Below are 17,180 nucleotides of genomic sequence, written 5' to 3' on the forward strand. Positions count from 1 at the left end.
GGATGACGCAGTACATCTCCTTTACTGTCGCTAATTGTGAACCCCAGTCAGCAAAATTAGTGATTGCTTAATAAAAGGTCGGGATTGACGGGTTTTCGTTGCTAAATCAGGCTCGCCAGCATTTCATCTGAATATTCCACCAGGGTTTCACCAGCCTTAACTTTCGCCACATAGTCAGGGTTGGCGATCAGCGGACGACCAATGGCCAGCAGGTCGAATTTATTATCGGCAATCGCCTGGCTGCCGGTTTCGGCGCTGTAACCACCGACACCTACCAGCGTCTTGCTGTAGTTGGCTCTCAGGTAGGCGGAGCCTGTACCGCCAAGGTAATCAAATGTCATGCTGTCATCGAAGATGCCCAGATGCAGGAAGGCCAATTCCCGCTTTTCCAGCTCAGCAATGAAGTAATCAAAGACTTCACGGTCACGGGCGTCTGTGCCCATATTGAAGTAAGCACCGGGAGATACCCGCAGGGCGGTGCGCTCGGCACCTATGCGGTTACTGATAGCGTCCACTACTGCCAGCGGGAAGCGCGCCATATTCTCCGGCGTCTGGCCATATTCATCGGTACGTGTGTTACTTGCATGGTGCAGGAACTGATCTATCAGGTATCCGTTGGCACCGTGGATCTCCACTCCATCAAAGCCAGCATCTATGGCGTTGGCTGCGGCCTGACTGTAGTCCTCAATCAGTTTGGTAATCTCTTCATGGCTGGCGGCTTTTGGCACTGTGTACACCAGCTCACGCATACGGGGCACTGTACCTTCCACGGCGATGGCCGATGGGGCCAGCACATATTCGCCACCAAAGAAGTGAGGGTGCGCGACCCGGCCTGTATGCCACAACTGAGCGAAAATCTTGCCGCCTTTGGCATGCACAGCATCGGTCACCTTGCGCCAGCCCTGGATCTGCTCGGCGGTAAATAATCCCGGAGTATTGGGATAACCCTGGCCATCGGCTCTGATAATGGTGGCTTCAGAGATAATCAGGCCGGTATCGGCGCGGCGGGCGTAATAGTCTGCCATGGCCTGGGTGGGCACCAGGTTTTCATCTGCCATGCAACGCGTCAGTGGTGCCATGAGAATGCGGTTCTGCAGAGTCAGGGTGTCATTGAGGGCGTAAGGTTGAAATAAGTTGTCCATGCTTCTTTGCCTTTGGGATATTTATTGAATGCTTATTCAAATTAGACTATCTTGAATGAACGTTCAAGATGTTTTTTGAGCACTCATTCAAATCAGGCCGGGATTTGAGTTAGAATCCCTGATATTCGAACCGATTAGAGAGTCACAATGCGCAGTGCAGAGTTTGACCGTGAGCAGGTGCTTCGCGCCGCTATGGATGCCTTTATTTGCAAGGGTTACGGCAAAACCAGTATGCAGGACCTGAAGCAGGCTACCGGCTTGCATCCGGGGTCTATCTATTGCGCCTTTACCAATAAGCGCGGTTTGCTGCTGGCAGCGATGGACCACTACAGGGCTGAGCGCGGTGCTGAGTTTGAGACTTTCTTTGCCGATAAGGCCAGTGTGCTGGAGGGGGTTGAGGCGTATCTTGCCTGTGTGCTGGATGAGTGCGAGCGGGATGAGATACGTGACTGTTTGCTGCAAAAGGCGTTAAGTGAACTCTCCCATCAGGATGAGGAAGTGGAAGCCCTGATAGGTTCCATGTTGACCGACTGGCAGGCTGCTTTTACCGATAAGCTTGAGTTGGCACAGCAACAGGGAGAAATCCCAAAGAACAAAGATTGCCAGGCCCTGTCGCGGTTTCTGGTGATGGGTATTTACGGTATGCGTACCTATGCTCATACCAAGCCGGAAAAGGGCGCACTGGCAGGCCTTGCCCGGCAATTGATGGATTATATTCGCAGTTAATTGCTCTGGTTTTGGCACTCGGTGAGCTGGATATTAGCCACCCTGTAGCGTGCGAATTTGTCGTTAAACAGTGAATGCCCCGCCTGGTAGTAACCGTCGGGCATTCTGCTGTTAAGTTTGGCATCTCTCAGCCGTTTATCTTCCTCTTTGGTGATGGTGGCGAAGATAAGATTCTCGTCGATACAGGCAGCTATCTCCTCCAGTGAGGGAGCCTTGTCTGCACTCAGCGCAATCAGTTTTTCAACTATCACTTTCAAGGGCACCACATGCTCTTTGACCAGCTGCTTTTTGTCTGACTCCAACACAGCCAGCGATGACACATAGCCGTGCCAAAGCAGTTTGCTCCAGTTGGCCTTTCCTGATGAAGTTACCAGGCCATGCTGGTAGCAATAGTATTGGTCGATAAAGTGGCGCATATGCTGGCTGCGACCGTGGCCCAGTTCCAGTTGGATATGCAAAAGTTCAATAAGGGCGTTTTGACTGTACATGAATTGAAATCGGACGAAGATTATTTCGTCTCTGGCAGGACTTGATACCCAAGGTGTAAAGAGGCGGGAGAGTAGCGTTATTCCGTATTCAGCGCCAATACCTTTCTGTGCCATTTGTCGCTGTTGACCTGTCTGGAGATGTTTTCACTTATCTCCATCTCTTCTATTGAAGGGTCTGAAAACTGAAGCCCGGTAAGGAGTTCACCAGTGGCGCATTTGGCCTGAAACGCCTTGATTCCAAAGACCAGATGTTCACTGATAAAGGCACTCACATCGAACTCTTCATCATGGGTTTGTAACCCGTAATCACGTATCTGACTGACCAGATCATCAAGTGGATTGAACTCATCTATATTGCTGTAGAGATAGTCCCAATCCGGTGCGCTCATCTCTATCTGCAGATCTGAAACCTGTAAATAGTTGGCAGCCAGATCCGGATGCTGCTCAAGGGTTTCCAGCAGTTCGGCTTCAGATTGTCTTATTCGGCGTTTCAGCGCGATCAGACTTTTATGGGTCGACGCTGCGATGCCAAAAGCACAAAAGCCCGAGGCGCAGTAAAGGCTATAGGCATACAAGCCATCCTGTTGCAGATCACTGTGGATGTTTGCAAAGTGATTTACCATACCGCTGGTTATTATCTGGCTCAGTTGCTTGCCGATGGAATCGATATCCAAAGCGACTCCCTCTTTGGTTGTGGTCTTAATCAAGGAACTAATCTACAGAATTCACTGCAAAGTTAAAGCCGGACTGATCCCCTGATGGCGTTGAGACTCTTGGTCGTAGTTGAGTAAGTCATTGGCGGTGACAGATTAAATTAACTACACAGAACGCTGATAAAAACTACATTTCCTGCGATATTAGGTGTAGAATTTCACCCATTTAGAGTATTTGCTCTAAATTTTTTTGGGATGAATGCCGACATTGGGCGTATGAGTCTGACTCCGGGACGGATATGCTGCGCTCTGTGTATTATCCGGCAGCAAAGTTTCGCCGTCTTATTCTGGATGATATTTAACTGGCGTAAACTCTGCATTCGCACTTTCCAACAAGCCTGCCAAAGATGAGGGATACAAGTGAGATTAACGATTCTGGCACTTTGTCTGCTGTTGCCTTTGCCGTCTTTTGCTACGCAAGGGGCGCAAAGCGGGCTACAGCAAACAATTAGCTTTGATAAAGCCTGGGAGCAGCTGCAGACAGTCAGCGATAAGCTCAAAGCCGATGAGGCTCACCTCAGTCGGGTAGAGGCATTGAAGCGGGGCGGTGAAGCCCTGGATTTGCCCACCGTGGGGATCACCGGCAGCTATACCCATCTGGACAAGCCGGTGGAGCTGGATCTTCGCGACCTCAACCCTTTGGCCTCTCTTAATGGCGGTGACCTGCCAGTTCCTATTCCTCCGGCTATTGCTGGTTTGCTGGAAAGCCTGCCTATGGTGACGCCATTTACCGAGCAGGATATTTTCCGCGCCAGTCTGCAGGCGCTGTGGCCTATCTATACCGGCGGTAAAATTACGGCAGCACAAAGCATTCAAAAGGCGCAGGTAGCAGAGCAGAAACAGGCTGCTGAGCTGGCTAAGCGGGATCTCTTTACCACCTTGGTGGACAGATATTACGGCGTTATCGTCACTCACAAGGCCTGGCAAACCCAGCAGGCTCTGGTGGATGCGTTAAGCGAGCATCTGGAGCATGCCATTAAGCTGGAGCAGCAGGGGCAGATTGCCAAGGTCGAGCGTTTAAATGCCGAAGTGGCACTGTCCAATGCCAGAGTCAATGCAGCCAGTGCCATGCGCCAATATCAAATGGCGGGGATTGCTCTCAATCGTATGCTGCATCTGGAGCAGGCCGATCCCAGATCAGATCTGTTTATGCTCAATACCGATCCTTCCCTGCCTCAGCTAACTCAACTGACACTGGCTCAACATCCGGCGCTGCGACTGCTTGAGGCCAAAGAAGCTCAGGCTCAGGGCCTGGTGGATGTGGAGAAGAGCCAGTATATGCCCACCGTATTCCTCTACGGTAACTACACACTTTATGAAGATGACAGCCTGGCCTCCAAAATGGAGCCGGACTGGTTGGTCGGCGTTGGCATCAAGATGCCAATTATCAGCAACTCAGGCCGGGGCGATAAGGTCGAGGCTGCCAAGAGTGCGCTATTGCAGGCCAGATACACCAAGGCCCAGACCCGTCAGGACTTAAGCCTGCTGGTCGATCAAAGCTATCGACAACTGGAGCAAGCCAGGGAAGAGGTCACCTCACTGAATACCTCATTGGAACTGGCTAAAGAGAATCTGAGATTGCGAGAGCTGGCTTTTAATCAGGGGATGTCCACCTCCATTGAGCGGGTGGACGCACAGGTTAAGCTGACTGCGGTGCAAACACAGCAACTGGCCGCCACTTACAGATATGTGCAGGCCTATGCCCGCCTGATGGCCGTGTCCGGCCAACTGGATGAATTTATTGCCCGAAGCAACCTGACTGGCACTCACGGTGTCACACCAGCTTCGGTCACACCAGCTTCGATTACACCAAACAAGACTGAACACAAAGATGGGGAGAATCACAATGCGCGCTAACCGAATCCTGGCTCTGGTAGCCCTGTTGGCTCTGGTTGTCGTGCTCGGCTACGGCATCAAACTGGCATACAGTCCCAAGCCTGTGGTGTTACAGGGGCAGATTGAAGCCCGTGAATACCATGTCTCCTCTAAAGTGGCCGGTCGCATTGAGCAGGTGATGGTACGCCGTGGTGATGTGGTGAAAGAGGGTGACCTGATCTTTTCCATCAATAGTCCTGAGCTGAATGCCAAATTGATGCAGGCTCAGGGGGGGCGCGACGCTGCGCTGGCACTGAAAGATGAAGCTGATGCCGGTGCCCGTAAACAGCAGGTGATGGCGGCCAAAGAGCAGTGGCAGAAAGCCAAAGCCGGTGCTGAGCTGGCTCAAACTACTTTCAAACGGGTAGAGAACCTGTTTGATGAGGGCGTGCTGCCACGTCAAAAGCGCGATGAAGCCTACACCCAGTGGCAAGCGGCAAAGTATACCGAGCAGGCTGCGCTGGCTATGTATCAGATGGCACAGGAAGGCGCACGTAAGGAAACCAAGGCTGCCGCTGCGGGTAAAGCCATGATGGCTCAGGGGGCGGTTAATGAGGTGGAATCTGTGCTGAAAGACAGCCAGATGCGTGCGACTCACAGTGGTGAAGTCAGTGAAGTCTTGCTGTTTGAAGGCGAATTGGCGCCAACAGGTTTCCCTGTGGTCAGTCTGACCGATATGCAGGACAGCTGGGCATTGATGCAGGTGCGTGAAGATCTGCTCAAGCATTTTAAAATGGGTGAAACCCTCAAGCTGCATATCCCCGCCCTGGATAAAGATGCTGAGTTTAAGGTGAGCTACATCAGCCCCATGGGTAACTTTGCTACCTGGCGTGCGACTGAGGCCGGACACGATTTTGATATGCGAACCTTTGAGGTAGAGCTGCGTCCGCAGGCGCCGATTGACGGTTTGCGTGCCGGCATGTCTGTGCTTTTGCCACTTTAATTCACTGCGAAAAGGTATGGATAGATGATGCTGGAGCCTATTCGTCGCGAATGGCACTCGATGCTGAAGGATCCCTGGTTACTGGCCCTGGTCAGCTACCTGCCTTTGTTGCTGGCGCTGGGGTTGTGGGGGCTTTTTTCTGCTGCCGTGCCCAGAGAGCTGCCGGTTGCCCTGGTGGATTTGGATCAAACCCAGCTCAGCAGGGCGCTTGGTCGCCACATTCAGGCCAGTCCTGCCAGCTTACCGCTTTCTTATAATTCTGAGGCTGATGCCATTGATGCCATGAAGCGGGGCAAGGTGTTTGGCATGGTGATTATCCCAAGCCAGTTCAGTGCCGGTTTGCAAAGTGGTAAACAACCGACGCTGGAGATCCGCTACAACGGCCAGTTCCTCTTGGTGGGAAAACTGCTGAACAGCAACCTGCAGCAGAGTCTGGCGCCGGCGCTGCAGCAATTGGCCCGCACTCAACTGCTGGCCAAAGGCGTGCCCAGTGTGCAGGTCGGGGTGAATGTCAGTCCTGTCCAGTTCCAGATCACGCCTCTGTATAACCAGGCCAGCAACTATGTGGCTTTTTTGATGCCACCACTTTTTATCGCCCTGTTTCAGATTGTCGGCATGCTGATTTTTGTCAACGCCCTGAATCGGGAGCTGGACACCAGCGGCTATGGTAACTGGCTGGCTAATTGGGGCAGTAACCTCACGGTTAAGTGGCTGGTGTATTTGCCACTGGCCTTGCTACAAAGTGCTGTGATGATGGTGTTCCTCTATGGCTATCAGGGTATGCCCATCAATGGTGGCTTTGGTTGGCTGGTGCTGGCGCAGGCGGTAATGCTGTCTGCTGTATTCCTGTGGGTTTCGACCATTTTCTTCCTGCTGCAGGACAAGGCCAGGGTTGTCAGTTTCTGTACCGCTTTATTTGCTCCGGCATTTGCCTTTATGGGGGCGACTTTCCCTGTGCATGAGATGCCGGAGTTAGCCAAGTTGTGGCGGATATTGATGCCATCGAGTCACTATATCGAATCCCAGATTGCAGTGGTCAGTTATGGCCTGGGCGGAGCAGATGTGCTCAACGAACTCACAGGTTACTGGGGCTTTTTGCTCCTGCTTGTTCCTATCGGTGCGTTGGCGACACTGCGTAAACGTCAGTGGCAAAACAATGCACTTGTGGTGACCAATACCGGCTCTTCCAAGCCGTCCGGGGAGGAGGCCTGATGAGTATCTGGAAACTGGTTTGGCTTGAGCTCAAAGCCATAGCGACAGATAAAGCCATTGCCATCACCCTGTTCGGCGGCGTGCTGTTTTACTCAGTACTTTACCCCTTGCCTTACCTGCATGAAGTACCAACCAGACAGGCGATAGTGGTGGTGGATTTGGACCGTAGCAGTCTGAGCCGCGAACTTATTCGCCATGCCAATGCCAGCCCCAAGCTGGAAGTGGTGGGGACGGTGGGCAGTATTCCGGAAGCAGCAAACTGGATTGCGCTGCCTAAAGAGGGTATCCAGGCCCATGGCCTGCTGGTGATCCCTGAGCATTTCAGCCGGGATGTGAAGTTGGGTAAGGGGGCGACCCTGGCCATTGGCGGCGATGCCAGCTACTTCCTGGTGTATTCGGCCATTGCCGAGGGGCTGGTGGATGTGGGGATGGACTTTGCCACCGAGCTTAAGTGGCAGGCTTTGACCAGTCGCGGTACCAACCCGGTGGCGGCCGAGTTGCAGTTAAATCCGCTGGATATCAACTCAGTACCCGCTTTTAACCTGTCGCTGGGCTACACACCTTATGTGGTGCCTGGGTTGTTTTTGTTGATCCTGCAGCAAACCATGCTGGTGGGGATAGGTATTCTCGGTGCCGGTCAGTGGCGCAACAAGGGCTACTGGGACCAGGTTTCACCCCTGATGCTGCTGGGTGGTCGTATGCTCGCCTTTATGCTGATCTACTCTGTCTTTACCGCCTACTATGTGGGTTGGTGTTACTACTGGTACGGTGCCAATCTAATGGCCAGCGCCACCGAGGTGGGTTTGCTGTTGCTGCCATTTTTGCTGGCGACCACTGTGGTGGGGATTGCCTTCAGTGCCCTGTTTACCAAGCGGGAACAGCCGACTCAGGTGCTGCTATTGCTGTCGATGCCTATCCTGTTCGCCTCTGGCTTTGTGTGGCCCTTGTCATTGATCCCCGAGCCTTTGGTGTGGCTGTCGCAGATCTTCCCGGTAACCCCGGCAATTATGGGGATGTTGGAGATGAATCAGATGGGCGTTAGCTGGAGTCAGATACTGCCCTACTGGCTGCATATGTGGGGGCTGTTGATTGTCTTTGCCCCTCTTGCCTGGTGGGGCATCCGGCACCATAGAAGCAAGTTGGATTAACAACAAGATGCCGCCAACAAAAAGCCAGACTCACTGTCTGGCTTTTTTATTTGCTTGTGTCCCGTCCTGTAGAGGATTACAGCAGAGTAACTGGCAGCGTCAGTGTGGTTCTGATACCTGCAGGAGTGGACACCTGAATGCTGACATTGGCTACTCCGGCCTCGCCATCATGTTTCAGGCTGAAGCCTGTTTGAATACCGCCATCGGAGTTGCCTTTTGGCACAGTGTAACCATTGAAGCTAACAGTACCTGCATCTGCGGAGACTTCGACACTGGTTCCCGAAGGCATGATCTGATTGGCGCTGTCATACAGACGGACTGTGAATGATGACGAACCATTAGGACTTATCGGTGAGGCTGACACAGTTCCACTGGCGCTGTTATAAATCTCTGTGCCGTCCTGGGAAATGGTAAAGAAGGCGGCTGAACCGGACATGGTCATCACCAGAGCTTTACGCACATAGGTTTTATTCGCCTGATCTTCACCACACAGACTGCCTTCGCACTGAGGACCGTTAAACTTGCCATCGGCTGCGCCATAGCTGTTGCTGCCCTGAGTGTTAAAGAACTTCTCTCCGGCATCATAGCTGAAGTTTTCATTGTCATCCCTGAAGGCATCGGGAAGATCGCTGAAGCCGGATGCCATATAGGCTTCTCTGTCCATGCCGTTACCACTACAGCTTGCCGCATTACCTGAGCCATCCAAACAGGCGACCACGGCACTGCCATCGGCGGCATCAAAGATGTTATTGCCATTGGTATCGAAGAAGGTCTCATGACCCAGGGCATAGGCCATCACAGTGATTCTGTGATCAGGAACCCTTGGGTTGGCCGACGTCCAGGTGACGCTACAGCCGCCTCCCGAGGTCACACAGCTTGGCTGTATCTGGCCGCCCTCAGTGGTGAAGTTGATCGTGGTGTCGTTGGGAACAGGGTTACCAAAGCTGTCGGCCAATCGGGCTGTGATGGTGACTTCAACACCGTCTGTGTTGTCTGTCTCCGGATTGGCATTGGAGGTCGCCAGACTCATGCTCAACTGCTGAGGCAAGCCAGTGTTGATCGACAACTGCTCTGACTGAGTCACTATGGTTTCGCCTGAGTCACCGTCGGTGGCTGAAGCCTGAATGCGAACCGGTGTTGGCACTGTGCCCGCCAATACCCGCACGCTCACCAGACCTTCTGCATTGGTCAGGCTGGAGTCGGTGATCTCGCCATTGGCAAAGGTGATACCGCCGACCACAGTGTCCAGGCTGAAGTCCACTTCCTGCTGGGCGGCACCCTGACCATTGGCACTGGATACTTTGAAGGTCACCAGTGAAGACTCGCTGGCATCTGTCCCGCCGCTGCCTTTGATACGTATGCTGCTGGGCTCAGCAGAAACAAAGCTCAGATTGGCCAGGGTTTGACGTGCCAGTGAAAATGGCAGGGTGGCGGTCAGGGTCTCATTACCTGCAAGCGTGGTTGCCACTATCTGGTCGTCCCGCTCACTGTTGCCACTGCAGCTGACATCCTGGAAGGTGGAGTCGGCACTGCCGGACAGGGTGGTGACAGGGGAGTCCAGTGTTGCAGCTTCAGCGGTCACACAGTCTGAGCTGAAACTGATGCTGGAAGGTGTTTGCACCAGAGTAATGCTGCCGTCACTGGCTTCACTGACCAGAGTTGCGGTAATGCCGAAGGAGCCCCCGGCACTGACCACATATTTGCCATCGGCATTGGCAGTCAGAGTCGTTTTCAGTTTGCCTTCAACAAAATCACTGCCATCAAAGTAGCCCAGTTTCAGTATGCCATCTGTACCTATGGCATCTTTGGCGATCACTTCATACAGGCTGGCACCCGTCAACGGGTTGCCGTTGATCTCGGCTGAGACGGTCAGGCTGTGTGCTCCCAACTCTGCTTCAGCCGGGGTATAGCTGACCTGTGCAACTCCAGTTTCAGAGGTCAATGCGGTATTGGGGGTGAGAGAGGCGTTGCCCGCACTGAAAGTAACCAATTGATTGGCCAGGCCGTTGCCCTCGTTGTCGGTCAGTTTGGCTTGCAGCTGCACGGCTTCATCTACCCGAAAACGGGTCACGGCTTCGCCAGACTGGAGAATACTGGCGTTCAGGCTGGGAAGTGTTGCTGTCGGTGGCGTTGGCTCTCCCACAAACTCAAAGTTGCGATTGGCTCGCAGGGAATCGCCTTCATCAGGCGTAAAGGACACACTTGCAGTGCCTGCGCCCTGGGCTGCATCAGGGTTGCTGACTACCAGAGTGGCTTTACCATCGGCCGAGGTAAGGGCTGTGGCTGCCGAAAGGCTGCCCAATGTAGTACTGAAGTCGATGATTTCCCCGGACTGGGGACTGGAACCTTTGGAAAGAGAAGCGACAGCACAGAAGCTGTCGCCGGCATTAAAGCTCTGGGTGTCTGTGGTCTCGCCACATACCCCGTCGACCCGGGTCTGGAATTTGATGGTCAGGCTGTAACTGCCATTATCACCCGTTGGGTCTGTACCATCAGCGGCACCATTGCACCCTATCAATCCCATGGCGGCCAGTGCCGCCACACCATAACGAAAATCTCGTTGCATGGTCACTTCCTTGTAGAAGTCTTAAGGAAGGTGCATACATGGCCCCGTTAATAATACGCAGGACACCTTCCTGTGGTTATTCAATCTCGCTGCGCAGGTACTTAAACAGCTCAGTGGCTGATTTGGATTCGGGTCCCTTGGCCAGCTCTTTGTTACCTGACCGAACCAACTGACGCAGCTTCTGCCTGTCGAGATGTGGGTGTTCTTCCAACAAAAGCTGGATCTCAGCATCTCCATCACTTAACAGTTTATCCCGAAGTTTCTCAAAAATCTGGATTTTTGCTGCTTCATTGTTGTTTTTGTTAAGCAAGTTGGCCAGGTGTACTTCCAATTGCTCGACATCTTCGTTACGCATAACTTTGCCAATAAACTGTACCTGACGACGGTAAGCTTCGGTCTTTGGCTTAATCTTCTTGATGGCCATCAGGGCGTCATACAGTTCTTCGCTCAGCTCCAGCTTTTCCAGCTGGCTCTTGCTCAGGTTAACCAGCTTAAGGCCAGCTTCCTGCAGATCTGCACTTTCTTTCTTGTATGACGTCTTGCTGATGTAGTCATCATCATTGTCGTAGGGCTGCTTAAAATGTTCTGAATCGCCAACGATATTCATGGGAAAACCTCACTATCAATATGGCGCTAATATTAACATCCCGCTCAGGCTTTCGCCTAAAGCAATCTCAGTGCTGGCGATACTTTAACCAGAACAATATGTTAAACCGGCTTCTCTACACTTTATGTCAGTGGAATGGTATCTGCCTGACTGTTATGCTTAGGCCAACATAGATCAGTGAAGAGACAAGACGTGTCGTCAAACAATATTGAACATGAACTGGGGGCGCTGAAAGAAGCTGTCGCCATGGCACTGGACTACGCCAGGGAATTGGGCACCAGTGACGCCGAAGTTGCTATCAGTAAGCAACAGGGCTTGTCGGTATCTACTCGTTTGAAAGAGGTAGAGACCGTGGAGTTCAACAAGGATGGTGCTTTGGGGATCACTCTGTATCGGGACGGTCGTAAAGGCAGTTCCTCTACCTCGGATCTGAGCCCGGAAGCGATTCGTCAGGCGGTTCAGGCGGCCAATGATATTGCCCGTTATACAGGCGAAGACAGCTTCAGCGGTCTGTCTGACAAAGAACTGATGGCAACAGAGTTTCCGGATCTGGATCTGTACCACCCGCAGGATTTGTTGCCGGAGACTCTGGCTGAACTGGCCATTGCCACCGAAGATGCAGCCATGTCTGCCGACAGCCGTATTACCAACTCTGACGGTGCCAGCGCCAATGCCCATACCGGCATCAAGGTGTACGGTAACAGCCATGGCTTCCTCAATGGCTATGCCAGCTCACGTTACAGCCTGAGCTGTGTGGTGATCGGCGAAGATGAGCAGGGCAATATGCAGCGTGATTACGATTACACTGTATCCCGTAAATACGGCGAACTGGCCCCTGCTGCCGAGATTGGTGCCAAAGCCGCCATGAAGACAGTGGGCCGTTTGGGCGGTCGCAAGATTGCCACCACCAAGTTGCCTGTGCTGCTGAGCCCGGAGATCTCTACCGGCATGATGGGACATCTGATCAGTGCCATCAGTGGCAGTAGCCTGTACCGTAAGTCCAGCTTCCTGCAGGACTCTCTGGGCACTCAATTGTTCCCTGAATGGTTCAATATTGCAGAGCAGCCACACCTGTTGGCTGGCCTTTCAAGCGCACCTTATGACAGTGAAGGTGTCGCGACCAAAGATCGCGATATCATCAGCGCCGGCATGCTGGAAACTTACCTGCTGACCAGTTACTCAGCCCGTAAACTGGGTATGGTGAATACAGGTCACGCCGGTGGTATCTACAACTGGACTGTGGGTGACAGCGGCCAGACCTTTGATGAGCTGGTGAAAGCAATGGGCACAGGCTTGATTGTCACTGAGGTTATGGGCCAGGGTGTTAACATGGTCACCGGTGATTACTCCCGTGGGGCAGCCGGTTTCTATGTGGAGAATGGCGAGATCCTGTTCCCGGTAGAAGAGATCACCATGGCGGGTAACCTGAAGGATATGTTCCGCAATATTCAGGCTGTGGCCAGCGACAGAGATTATCGCAGCGCCATTCGTACCGGCGGTATTCTGCTGGACGAGATGAAGATCGCCGGTAACTGAGAACCTAGACCCTAGAACCTAGGGCCTAAAACAAAAAAGCGAGTACCTTATCAGTACTCGCTTTTTTAGTTTCTCGAAGCGGCTTGCCGCGCTCTCGAATCTCGATCCCAGGACCTTATTTTAGTCTTGCAGCTGCACCATTTCAGCCCACAGATCGTGCTCATCTGAGTGAGTAATCACGGCGCGTACCATATCACCCGGTGTCAGTTCGGTTTCGCCATTCAGGAACACCATACCGTCGATCTCAGGAGCGTCGGCGTATGAGCGACCGATAGCACCTTCTTCATCGACATCATCGATCAGAATGTCCAGTTCGCGACCGACCAGGCGGGCCAGGCGCTCGGCGCTGATCTCTGCCTGAACTTCCATAAACCGGCGGTATCTGTCTTCTTTCACTTCGTCGCTGATAAGCTCACCCAGAGTGTTGGCGACTGCGCCTTCCACTTCTGAGTACTTGAAGCAACCCACGCGATCCAGTCTGGCTTCACGCAGGAAGTCCAACAGGATTTCGAAGTCCTCTTCGGTTTCACCCGGGAAGCCAACGATAAAGGTGGAGCGGATAACCAGATCCGGACAGATCTCGCGCCAGCTCTTGATGGCATCCAACTGACGGTCAACACGACCCGGACGCTTCATCATCTTAAGTACCCTTGGGCTGGCGTGCTGCAGCGGCAGATCCAGATATGGCAGGATCAGACCTTCTGCCATCAGTGGGATCAGCTCATCAACCCAGGGGTATGGGTAAACATAGTGCAGACGCACCCAGGCACCCATCTTACCCAACTGGCGGGCCAGTGAGGTGATGTCCTGCTTAACCGGCATACCATTCCAGAAATCGGTACGGCCGCCATTGTCTTTACCATAGGCAGAGGTGTCCTGGCTCACCACCAGAACCTCCTGAACGCCACTTTCCACCAGACGCTTGGCTTCATCCAGCACGCTGCCGACACCACGGCTGTCCAGATCGCCACGCAGCTCAGGAATGATGCAGAAAGTACAACGGTTGTCACAGCCTTCAGAAATCTTCAGGTAAGCATAGTGCTTGGGCGTCAGCTTAACGCCAGTCTGAGGAACCAGGCTGGTGAAAGGGTTGTGTTCTGGCTTGGGCACATACTTGTGTACGTGCTTGAGCACTTCTTCATAGCTGTGCGGGCCGGTGATCTCCAGTACATCAGGGTATACCTGACGGATCTGGTTTTCTTTGGCACCCAGACAGCCGGTAACCAGTACCTTGCCGTTTTCTTCCAGTGCTTCACGAATGGCATCCAGTGACTCTTCCACTGCGGCATCGATAAAGCCACAGGTGTTAACGATCACCAGATCGGCATTGTGGTAGGTGTTAACCACTTCATAGCCGTCGATACGCAACTGGGTCAAAATCCGCTCTGAGTCCACCAGGTTCTTTGGGCAACCCAGAGACACAAAACCGATGCGCTTGCCGTTGCAGATGCTGTCATCCGGAGTGGCGCTGGCCAGGGTCTTTTCCGCTGTTTCCAGCGTGGTGGTTTGTTTTGGATTAAAGGTTTCGACTGTCATAGCGTTGCGTATATTCTCTGAATACTGAGTGATGCAAATGGCCGATTATCCTGCAAGTTGAGGTACGGCGCGTCAGGCGCGGGATTATACCCGAACCAATATAAAGATACAGAGTGAGTGGTTAAAAAACACCCTTATCTAGGAAAGCTTTTCACGGACGAAAATTTTTTTTGAAAAAAATAACCCCTTTTCTGAATCGGCCCGTTTATAGGGGTAAATCAAGTCAAAAACCTGTTTAGATTTTTTTGGAGTCTTTATATGAAACATTCTGTGATTGCCGCCGTTTTGGGTTCTGTATTGTTTGCCTCTGCCCCTGTGTTTGCCGATGTTCCTGACTTCCCGCACCTGGAAACTGTTGGTGTGGGCGAAGTGATTGCTGTGCCGGATATGGCGGTTATCCATGTGCAGGTGAGTGTGACCGAGCAGTCTGCCGCCGCTGCCAAGCAGGCATCTGACAAAGCGGTTGCCAACTTTATCAAGCAACTGAAAAAGGCGGGTTTGAGCCAGAAGGATATTCAGAGCGCCAATATCAACCTGCAGCCTCAATACAAATACCAACAGGGTAAGTCGCCTGAGCTGACCGGCTATCAGGCCAGCCGTGATGTCACTGTTATGGTGCGTAAGTTGCCTATGTTGAATGGACTGTTGGACTCAGCTTTGAGCGAGGGTATTAATCGCATCAACAATATTGAGTTCAAAGCCAGCAATATGGAGGCGCTGAAGGCTGAAGCCCGTTTGGCTGCCATTAAAGATGCCAAGGCCAAGGCTAAAGCTGTAGCTGACGGCTTCGGTGAAGAATTAGATGGGGTATGGCAGATCCGTTACTTTGAACAGCAACCCATCCGTCCAGTGATGTATAAGGCGGCCAGAGCGATGAATGACGCTGTGGGTGAAAGCTACCAGAATGCTCAGATCACTGTGACCGACAGAGTGGAAGTGACCTATAAAATATCCAACTAATTCAGACTATTGAATAATCTATCTGGGTGTCGGGTTTATAACCTGCCACCCATTGTTTTTTAACACCAAAGTAATATGCTGGAACAAGTACCAATCTGCACGGAGTGACGGAACTCCTGCTCGGCTTAACAAGGAGTTGTTATGGCAGATTTTCTACCCCCATACGTTAAGTATGAGTCTTCTCTCAGTCGCAAGCACTCCGGAGAGACCAATACCAATCAGGTCGAATATGCTGGCACGGCACAGGGCGTTGCCAACGAAGCGCAGCTATACAATATTCAGCACAACGAACAGTCATCCCATGAACTGACACTCTTATGCGGCTTGCTGTTTCTGGCGTTTGTATGGCATTGGTTGTGGGACCTGGCCAGAAAAAAGACCCAATCAAATACCTAGCTCAGGCTGCCCACTTACCGCTAACCGCATTGGCTAAATCAGGGAGGAGATATGGCGAATTCGGAATCAGATAAACAGCATGAAATCCCTTATCCAGGTGCCTTTCATCCTGCCGCTTTTTACGTCCCCTCTGCTAAGCACCATCAACACGTGAGTACAAATGTGCAGGTGCTCGACCAGAAAGAGGTGGATTACGGCGACCATTCCCAGGGTTGGATTACTCTGGCTTTGGTGGTTTTGGTCTTGGTGCTGCTGGTGGATTGGATGTGGCGCAACCGTCACTGACCGTTTCCCCTTACAATTCCGGCGCCACCTATCACTGTTGGATTTTAAGGTTTTGATTTAATTTAATTAAAATGTGATTTAGTTTGCTGTTTGCAGTGAGGTTTCAGGATTAACTTCAGGTGATGTCATACTTCAGGGAGGAAGAGCTTATGGCTAATGAGCATTCGTCAAATCAGGTTGAGTGGCAATCCGGAACTCACCATCCCGCTTTTTATCAACCCGGGTCTCAAGCTGTAATCAAGCTGGAGGCTGTGGGTATCCAGCAACCGGTTCAGACTGAAGTAAAGTACGGCAATCAGTCTGACGGCTGGATTATATTGATTCTTATGCTGGTGTTTGTGTTCAGTTTGATGGACTGGTTTTGGCGCAACCGCCATTAGCGGCAAAACCCAACTCCATTAAGGGCGCTCAAACTCCCGGCACAGCAGCAGCGTTTCCTGTTCCTGCAAAGGTTCTTTGGTGAGCTCACACAGGTATTGTCCCTGGGCCAACTCAGTATTGTGACGACACTGTCTGCATTGCCCGAATGGACGCGACTGATTGGCCTGTTGCATTGAGGTCAGCAGGTTTTGCAGCGGTTGATAACAGTCATTCAGCAATTGGCTTTCAAGCTGAGCCAGCTGAGGTGACAGCTGTTGCGTGTCCAGTATTTCACTCCCCGCCTCGGTCAGCTTTAAATGGCTGACCCGCTTATCTTTACTGTCTCCCTGTTTAACGATCAGCCCCTTGGTCTCCAGCACCTTGAGGGTCTGTGAGACTGTGCCTTTGGTTTGCCCCAGATACTCTGTCACAGCCATGGGCGTATCTGAGTAACGGTTGCAGTGGGCCAGATAGTTCAGGGCCTCGAACTGCACAGGCTGTAGGCCATATTCGGCCAGCAGCTGACGTCTCTCATTGCGCAGCAAACCGGTAATGCGTTCCAGCAGGAACTGTACTTGGTAGATATCCTGATTCATGGAGTAGATAGTATCGAATCAATACTAGGTTGACAATTGGTTATGGCTTTGTTTATTATTGTTTCGACTCGAAACTATAAGGTTTGAGCCT

At 52.2% G+C, this 17,180-nt stretch carries 17 protein-coding genes; 10 read left to right on the top strand and 7 right to left on the bottom strand.

The annotated features are described in order from the left end of the window. Nucleotides 1-101 precede the first annotated feature (101 nt). Nucleotides 102-1,142 carry an alkene reductase gene (locus L2725_RS00515; protein WP_249247066.1) on the bottom strand — a complete coding sequence of 347 codons (1,041 nt, stop codon included), beginning with the start codon at nucleotides 1,140-1,142 and terminating at the stop codon, nucleotides 102-104. 147 nt (nucleotides 1,143-1,289) lie between these two features. On the opposite strand from L2725_RS00515, the gene L2725_RS00520 reads away from it, so the two are divergent. Then, on the top strand, nucleotides 1,290-1,868 hold the full coding sequence (locus L2725_RS00520) for a TetR/AcrR family transcriptional regulator (RefSeq protein ID WP_249247067.1): 579 nt from the start codon (nucleotides 1,290-1,292) through the stop codon (nucleotides 1,866-1,868). Here the strand turns inward: L2725_RS00520 and L2725_RS00525 are convergent. Together L2725_RS00525 and L2725_RS00530 are read right to left on the bottom strand one after the other, a co-directional pair. Then, the gene (locus tag L2725_RS00525; protein ID WP_249247068.1) at nucleotides 1,865-2,356 is read right to left on the bottom strand and encodes a hypothetical protein; all 492 of its coding nucleotides are present in this window, start codon (nucleotides 2,354-2,356) and stop codon (nucleotides 1,865-1,867) included. The two genes, L2725_RS00520 and L2725_RS00525, sit on opposite strands and share 4 nt — an antisense overlap. Before the next feature lie 77 nt (nucleotides 2,357-2,433). Then, the gene (locus L2725_RS00530) at nucleotides 2,434-3,063 is read right to left on the bottom strand and encodes a hypothetical protein (protein ID WP_249247069.1); all 630 of its coding nucleotides are present in this window, start codon (nucleotides 3,061-3,063) and stop codon (nucleotides 2,434-2,436) included. Between the two features lie 366 nt (nucleotides 3,064-3,429). On the opposite strand from L2725_RS00530, the gene L2725_RS00535 reads away from it, so the two are divergent. Genes L2725_RS00535 through L2725_RS00550 form a run of 4 tightly spaced genes read left to right on the top strand, consistent with a single transcriptional unit; the run spans nucleotide 3,430 to nucleotide 8,247 of the window. After that, the gene (locus L2725_RS00535) at nucleotides 3,430-4,926 is read left to right on the top strand and encodes a TolC family protein (protein ID WP_249247070.1); all 1,497 of its coding nucleotides are present in this window, start codon (nucleotides 3,430-3,432) and stop codon (nucleotides 4,924-4,926) included. Then, nucleotides 4,916-5,887, top strand: a complete 972-nt coding sequence (locus tag L2725_RS00540; RefSeq protein ID WP_249247071.1) for an HlyD family secretion protein — start codon at nucleotides 4,916-4,918, stop codon at nucleotides 5,885-5,887. Before L2725_RS00535 ends, L2725_RS00540 begins: the two co-directional genes overlap by 11 nt. A gap of 24 nt (nucleotides 5,888-5,911) precedes the next feature. Beyond that, complete coding sequence (locus L2725_RS00545; RefSeq protein ID WP_249247072.1) at nucleotides 5,912-7,099, top strand: ABC transporter permease; 1,188 nt, start codon at nucleotides 5,912-5,914, stop codon at nucleotides 7,097-7,099. After that, the gene (locus L2725_RS00550) at nucleotides 7,099-8,247 is read left to right on the top strand and encodes an ABC transporter permease (protein ID WP_249247073.1); all 1,149 of its coding nucleotides are present in this window, start codon (nucleotides 7,099-7,101) and stop codon (nucleotides 8,245-8,247) included. The genes L2725_RS00545 and L2725_RS00550 overlap by 1 nt, the downstream gene beginning before the upstream one ends. A 76-nt stretch (nucleotides 8,248-8,323) precedes the next feature. Here the strand turns inward: L2725_RS00550 and L2725_RS00555 are convergent, their stop codons facing one another. Both L2725_RS00555 and yjgA read right to left on the bottom strand, forming a co-directional pair. Further along, nucleotides 8,324-10,813 carry an Ig-like domain-containing protein gene (locus tag L2725_RS00555; RefSeq protein WP_249247074.1) on the bottom strand — a complete coding sequence of 830 codons (2,490 nt, stop codon included), beginning with the start codon at nucleotides 10,811-10,813 and terminating at the stop codon, nucleotides 8,324-8,326. 76 nt (nucleotides 10,814-10,889) lie between these two features. Beyond that, nucleotides 10,890-11,420, bottom strand: coding sequence for a ribosome biogenesis factor YjgA (gene yjgA, locus L2725_RS00560; RefSeq protein WP_115138276.1), 531 nt, complete (start codon nucleotides 11,418-11,420; stop codon nucleotides 10,890-10,892). A 192-nt stretch (nucleotides 11,421-11,612) separates the two neighbouring features. Between yjgA and pmbA the strand changes: the two genes are divergently transcribed. Next, nucleotides 11,613-12,956, top strand: a complete 1,344-nt coding sequence (gene pmbA, locus L2725_RS00565; protein ID WP_249247075.1) for a metalloprotease PmbA — start codon at nucleotides 11,613-11,615, stop codon at nucleotides 12,954-12,956. A gap of 120 nt (nucleotides 12,957-13,076) precedes the next feature. Here the strand turns inward: pmbA and rimO are convergent, their stop codons facing one another. Beyond that, nucleotides 13,077-14,492 carry a 30S ribosomal protein S12 methylthiotransferase RimO gene (gene rimO, locus L2725_RS00570; RefSeq protein ID WP_249247076.1) on the bottom strand — a complete coding sequence of 472 codons (1,416 nt, stop codon included), beginning with the start codon at nucleotides 14,490-14,492 and terminating at the stop codon, nucleotides 13,077-13,079. 258 nt (nucleotides 14,493-14,750) lie between these two features. On the opposite strand from rimO, the gene L2725_RS00575 reads away from it, so the two are divergent. The 4 genes from L2725_RS00575 to L2725_RS00590 all read left to right on the top strand — a co-directional run bounded on the left by L2725_RS00575 (nucleotide 14,751) and on the right by L2725_RS00590 (nucleotide 16,513). After that, a complete protein-coding gene (locus L2725_RS00575; protein ID WP_115138273.1) occupies nucleotides 14,751-15,452 on the top strand; it encodes an oxidative stress defense protein in 702 nt (233 codons plus the stop codon). A gap of 141 nt (nucleotides 15,453-15,593) precedes the next feature. Next, nucleotides 15,594-15,848 carry a hypothetical protein gene (locus L2725_RS00580; protein WP_249247077.1) on the top strand — a complete coding sequence of 85 codons (255 nt, stop codon included), beginning with the start codon at nucleotides 15,594-15,596 and terminating at the stop codon, nucleotides 15,846-15,848. A gap of 51 nt (nucleotides 15,849-15,899) precedes the next feature. Then, nucleotides 15,900-16,133 (top strand): hypothetical protein, encoded by a 234-nt coding sequence (locus tag L2725_RS00585; protein ID WP_249247078.1) that lies wholly within the window; start codon nucleotides 15,900-15,902, stop codon nucleotides 16,131-16,133. Between the two features lie 149 nt (nucleotides 16,134-16,282). Next, entirely contained in the window at nucleotides 16,283-16,513 is a 231-nt protein-coding gene (locus L2725_RS00590; protein ID WP_249247079.1) for a hypothetical protein, read from the top strand. 18 nt (nucleotides 16,514-16,531) lie between these two features. Here the strand turns inward: L2725_RS00590 and L2725_RS00595 are convergent, their stop codons facing one another. Beyond that, nucleotides 16,532-17,089: a MarR family winged helix-turn-helix transcriptional regulator gene (locus tag L2725_RS00595; protein WP_249247080.1), complete on the bottom strand. Its 558-nt coding sequence runs from the start codon at nucleotides 17,087-17,089 to the stop codon at nucleotides 16,532-16,534. Between the last annotated feature and the right edge of the window lie 91 nt (nucleotides 17,090-17,180).

It is taken from the genome of Shewanella corallii, assembly GCF_023349125.1.
GTDB lineage: Bacteria > Pseudomonadota > Gammaproteobacteria > Enterobacterales > Shewanellaceae > Shewanella > Shewanella corallii.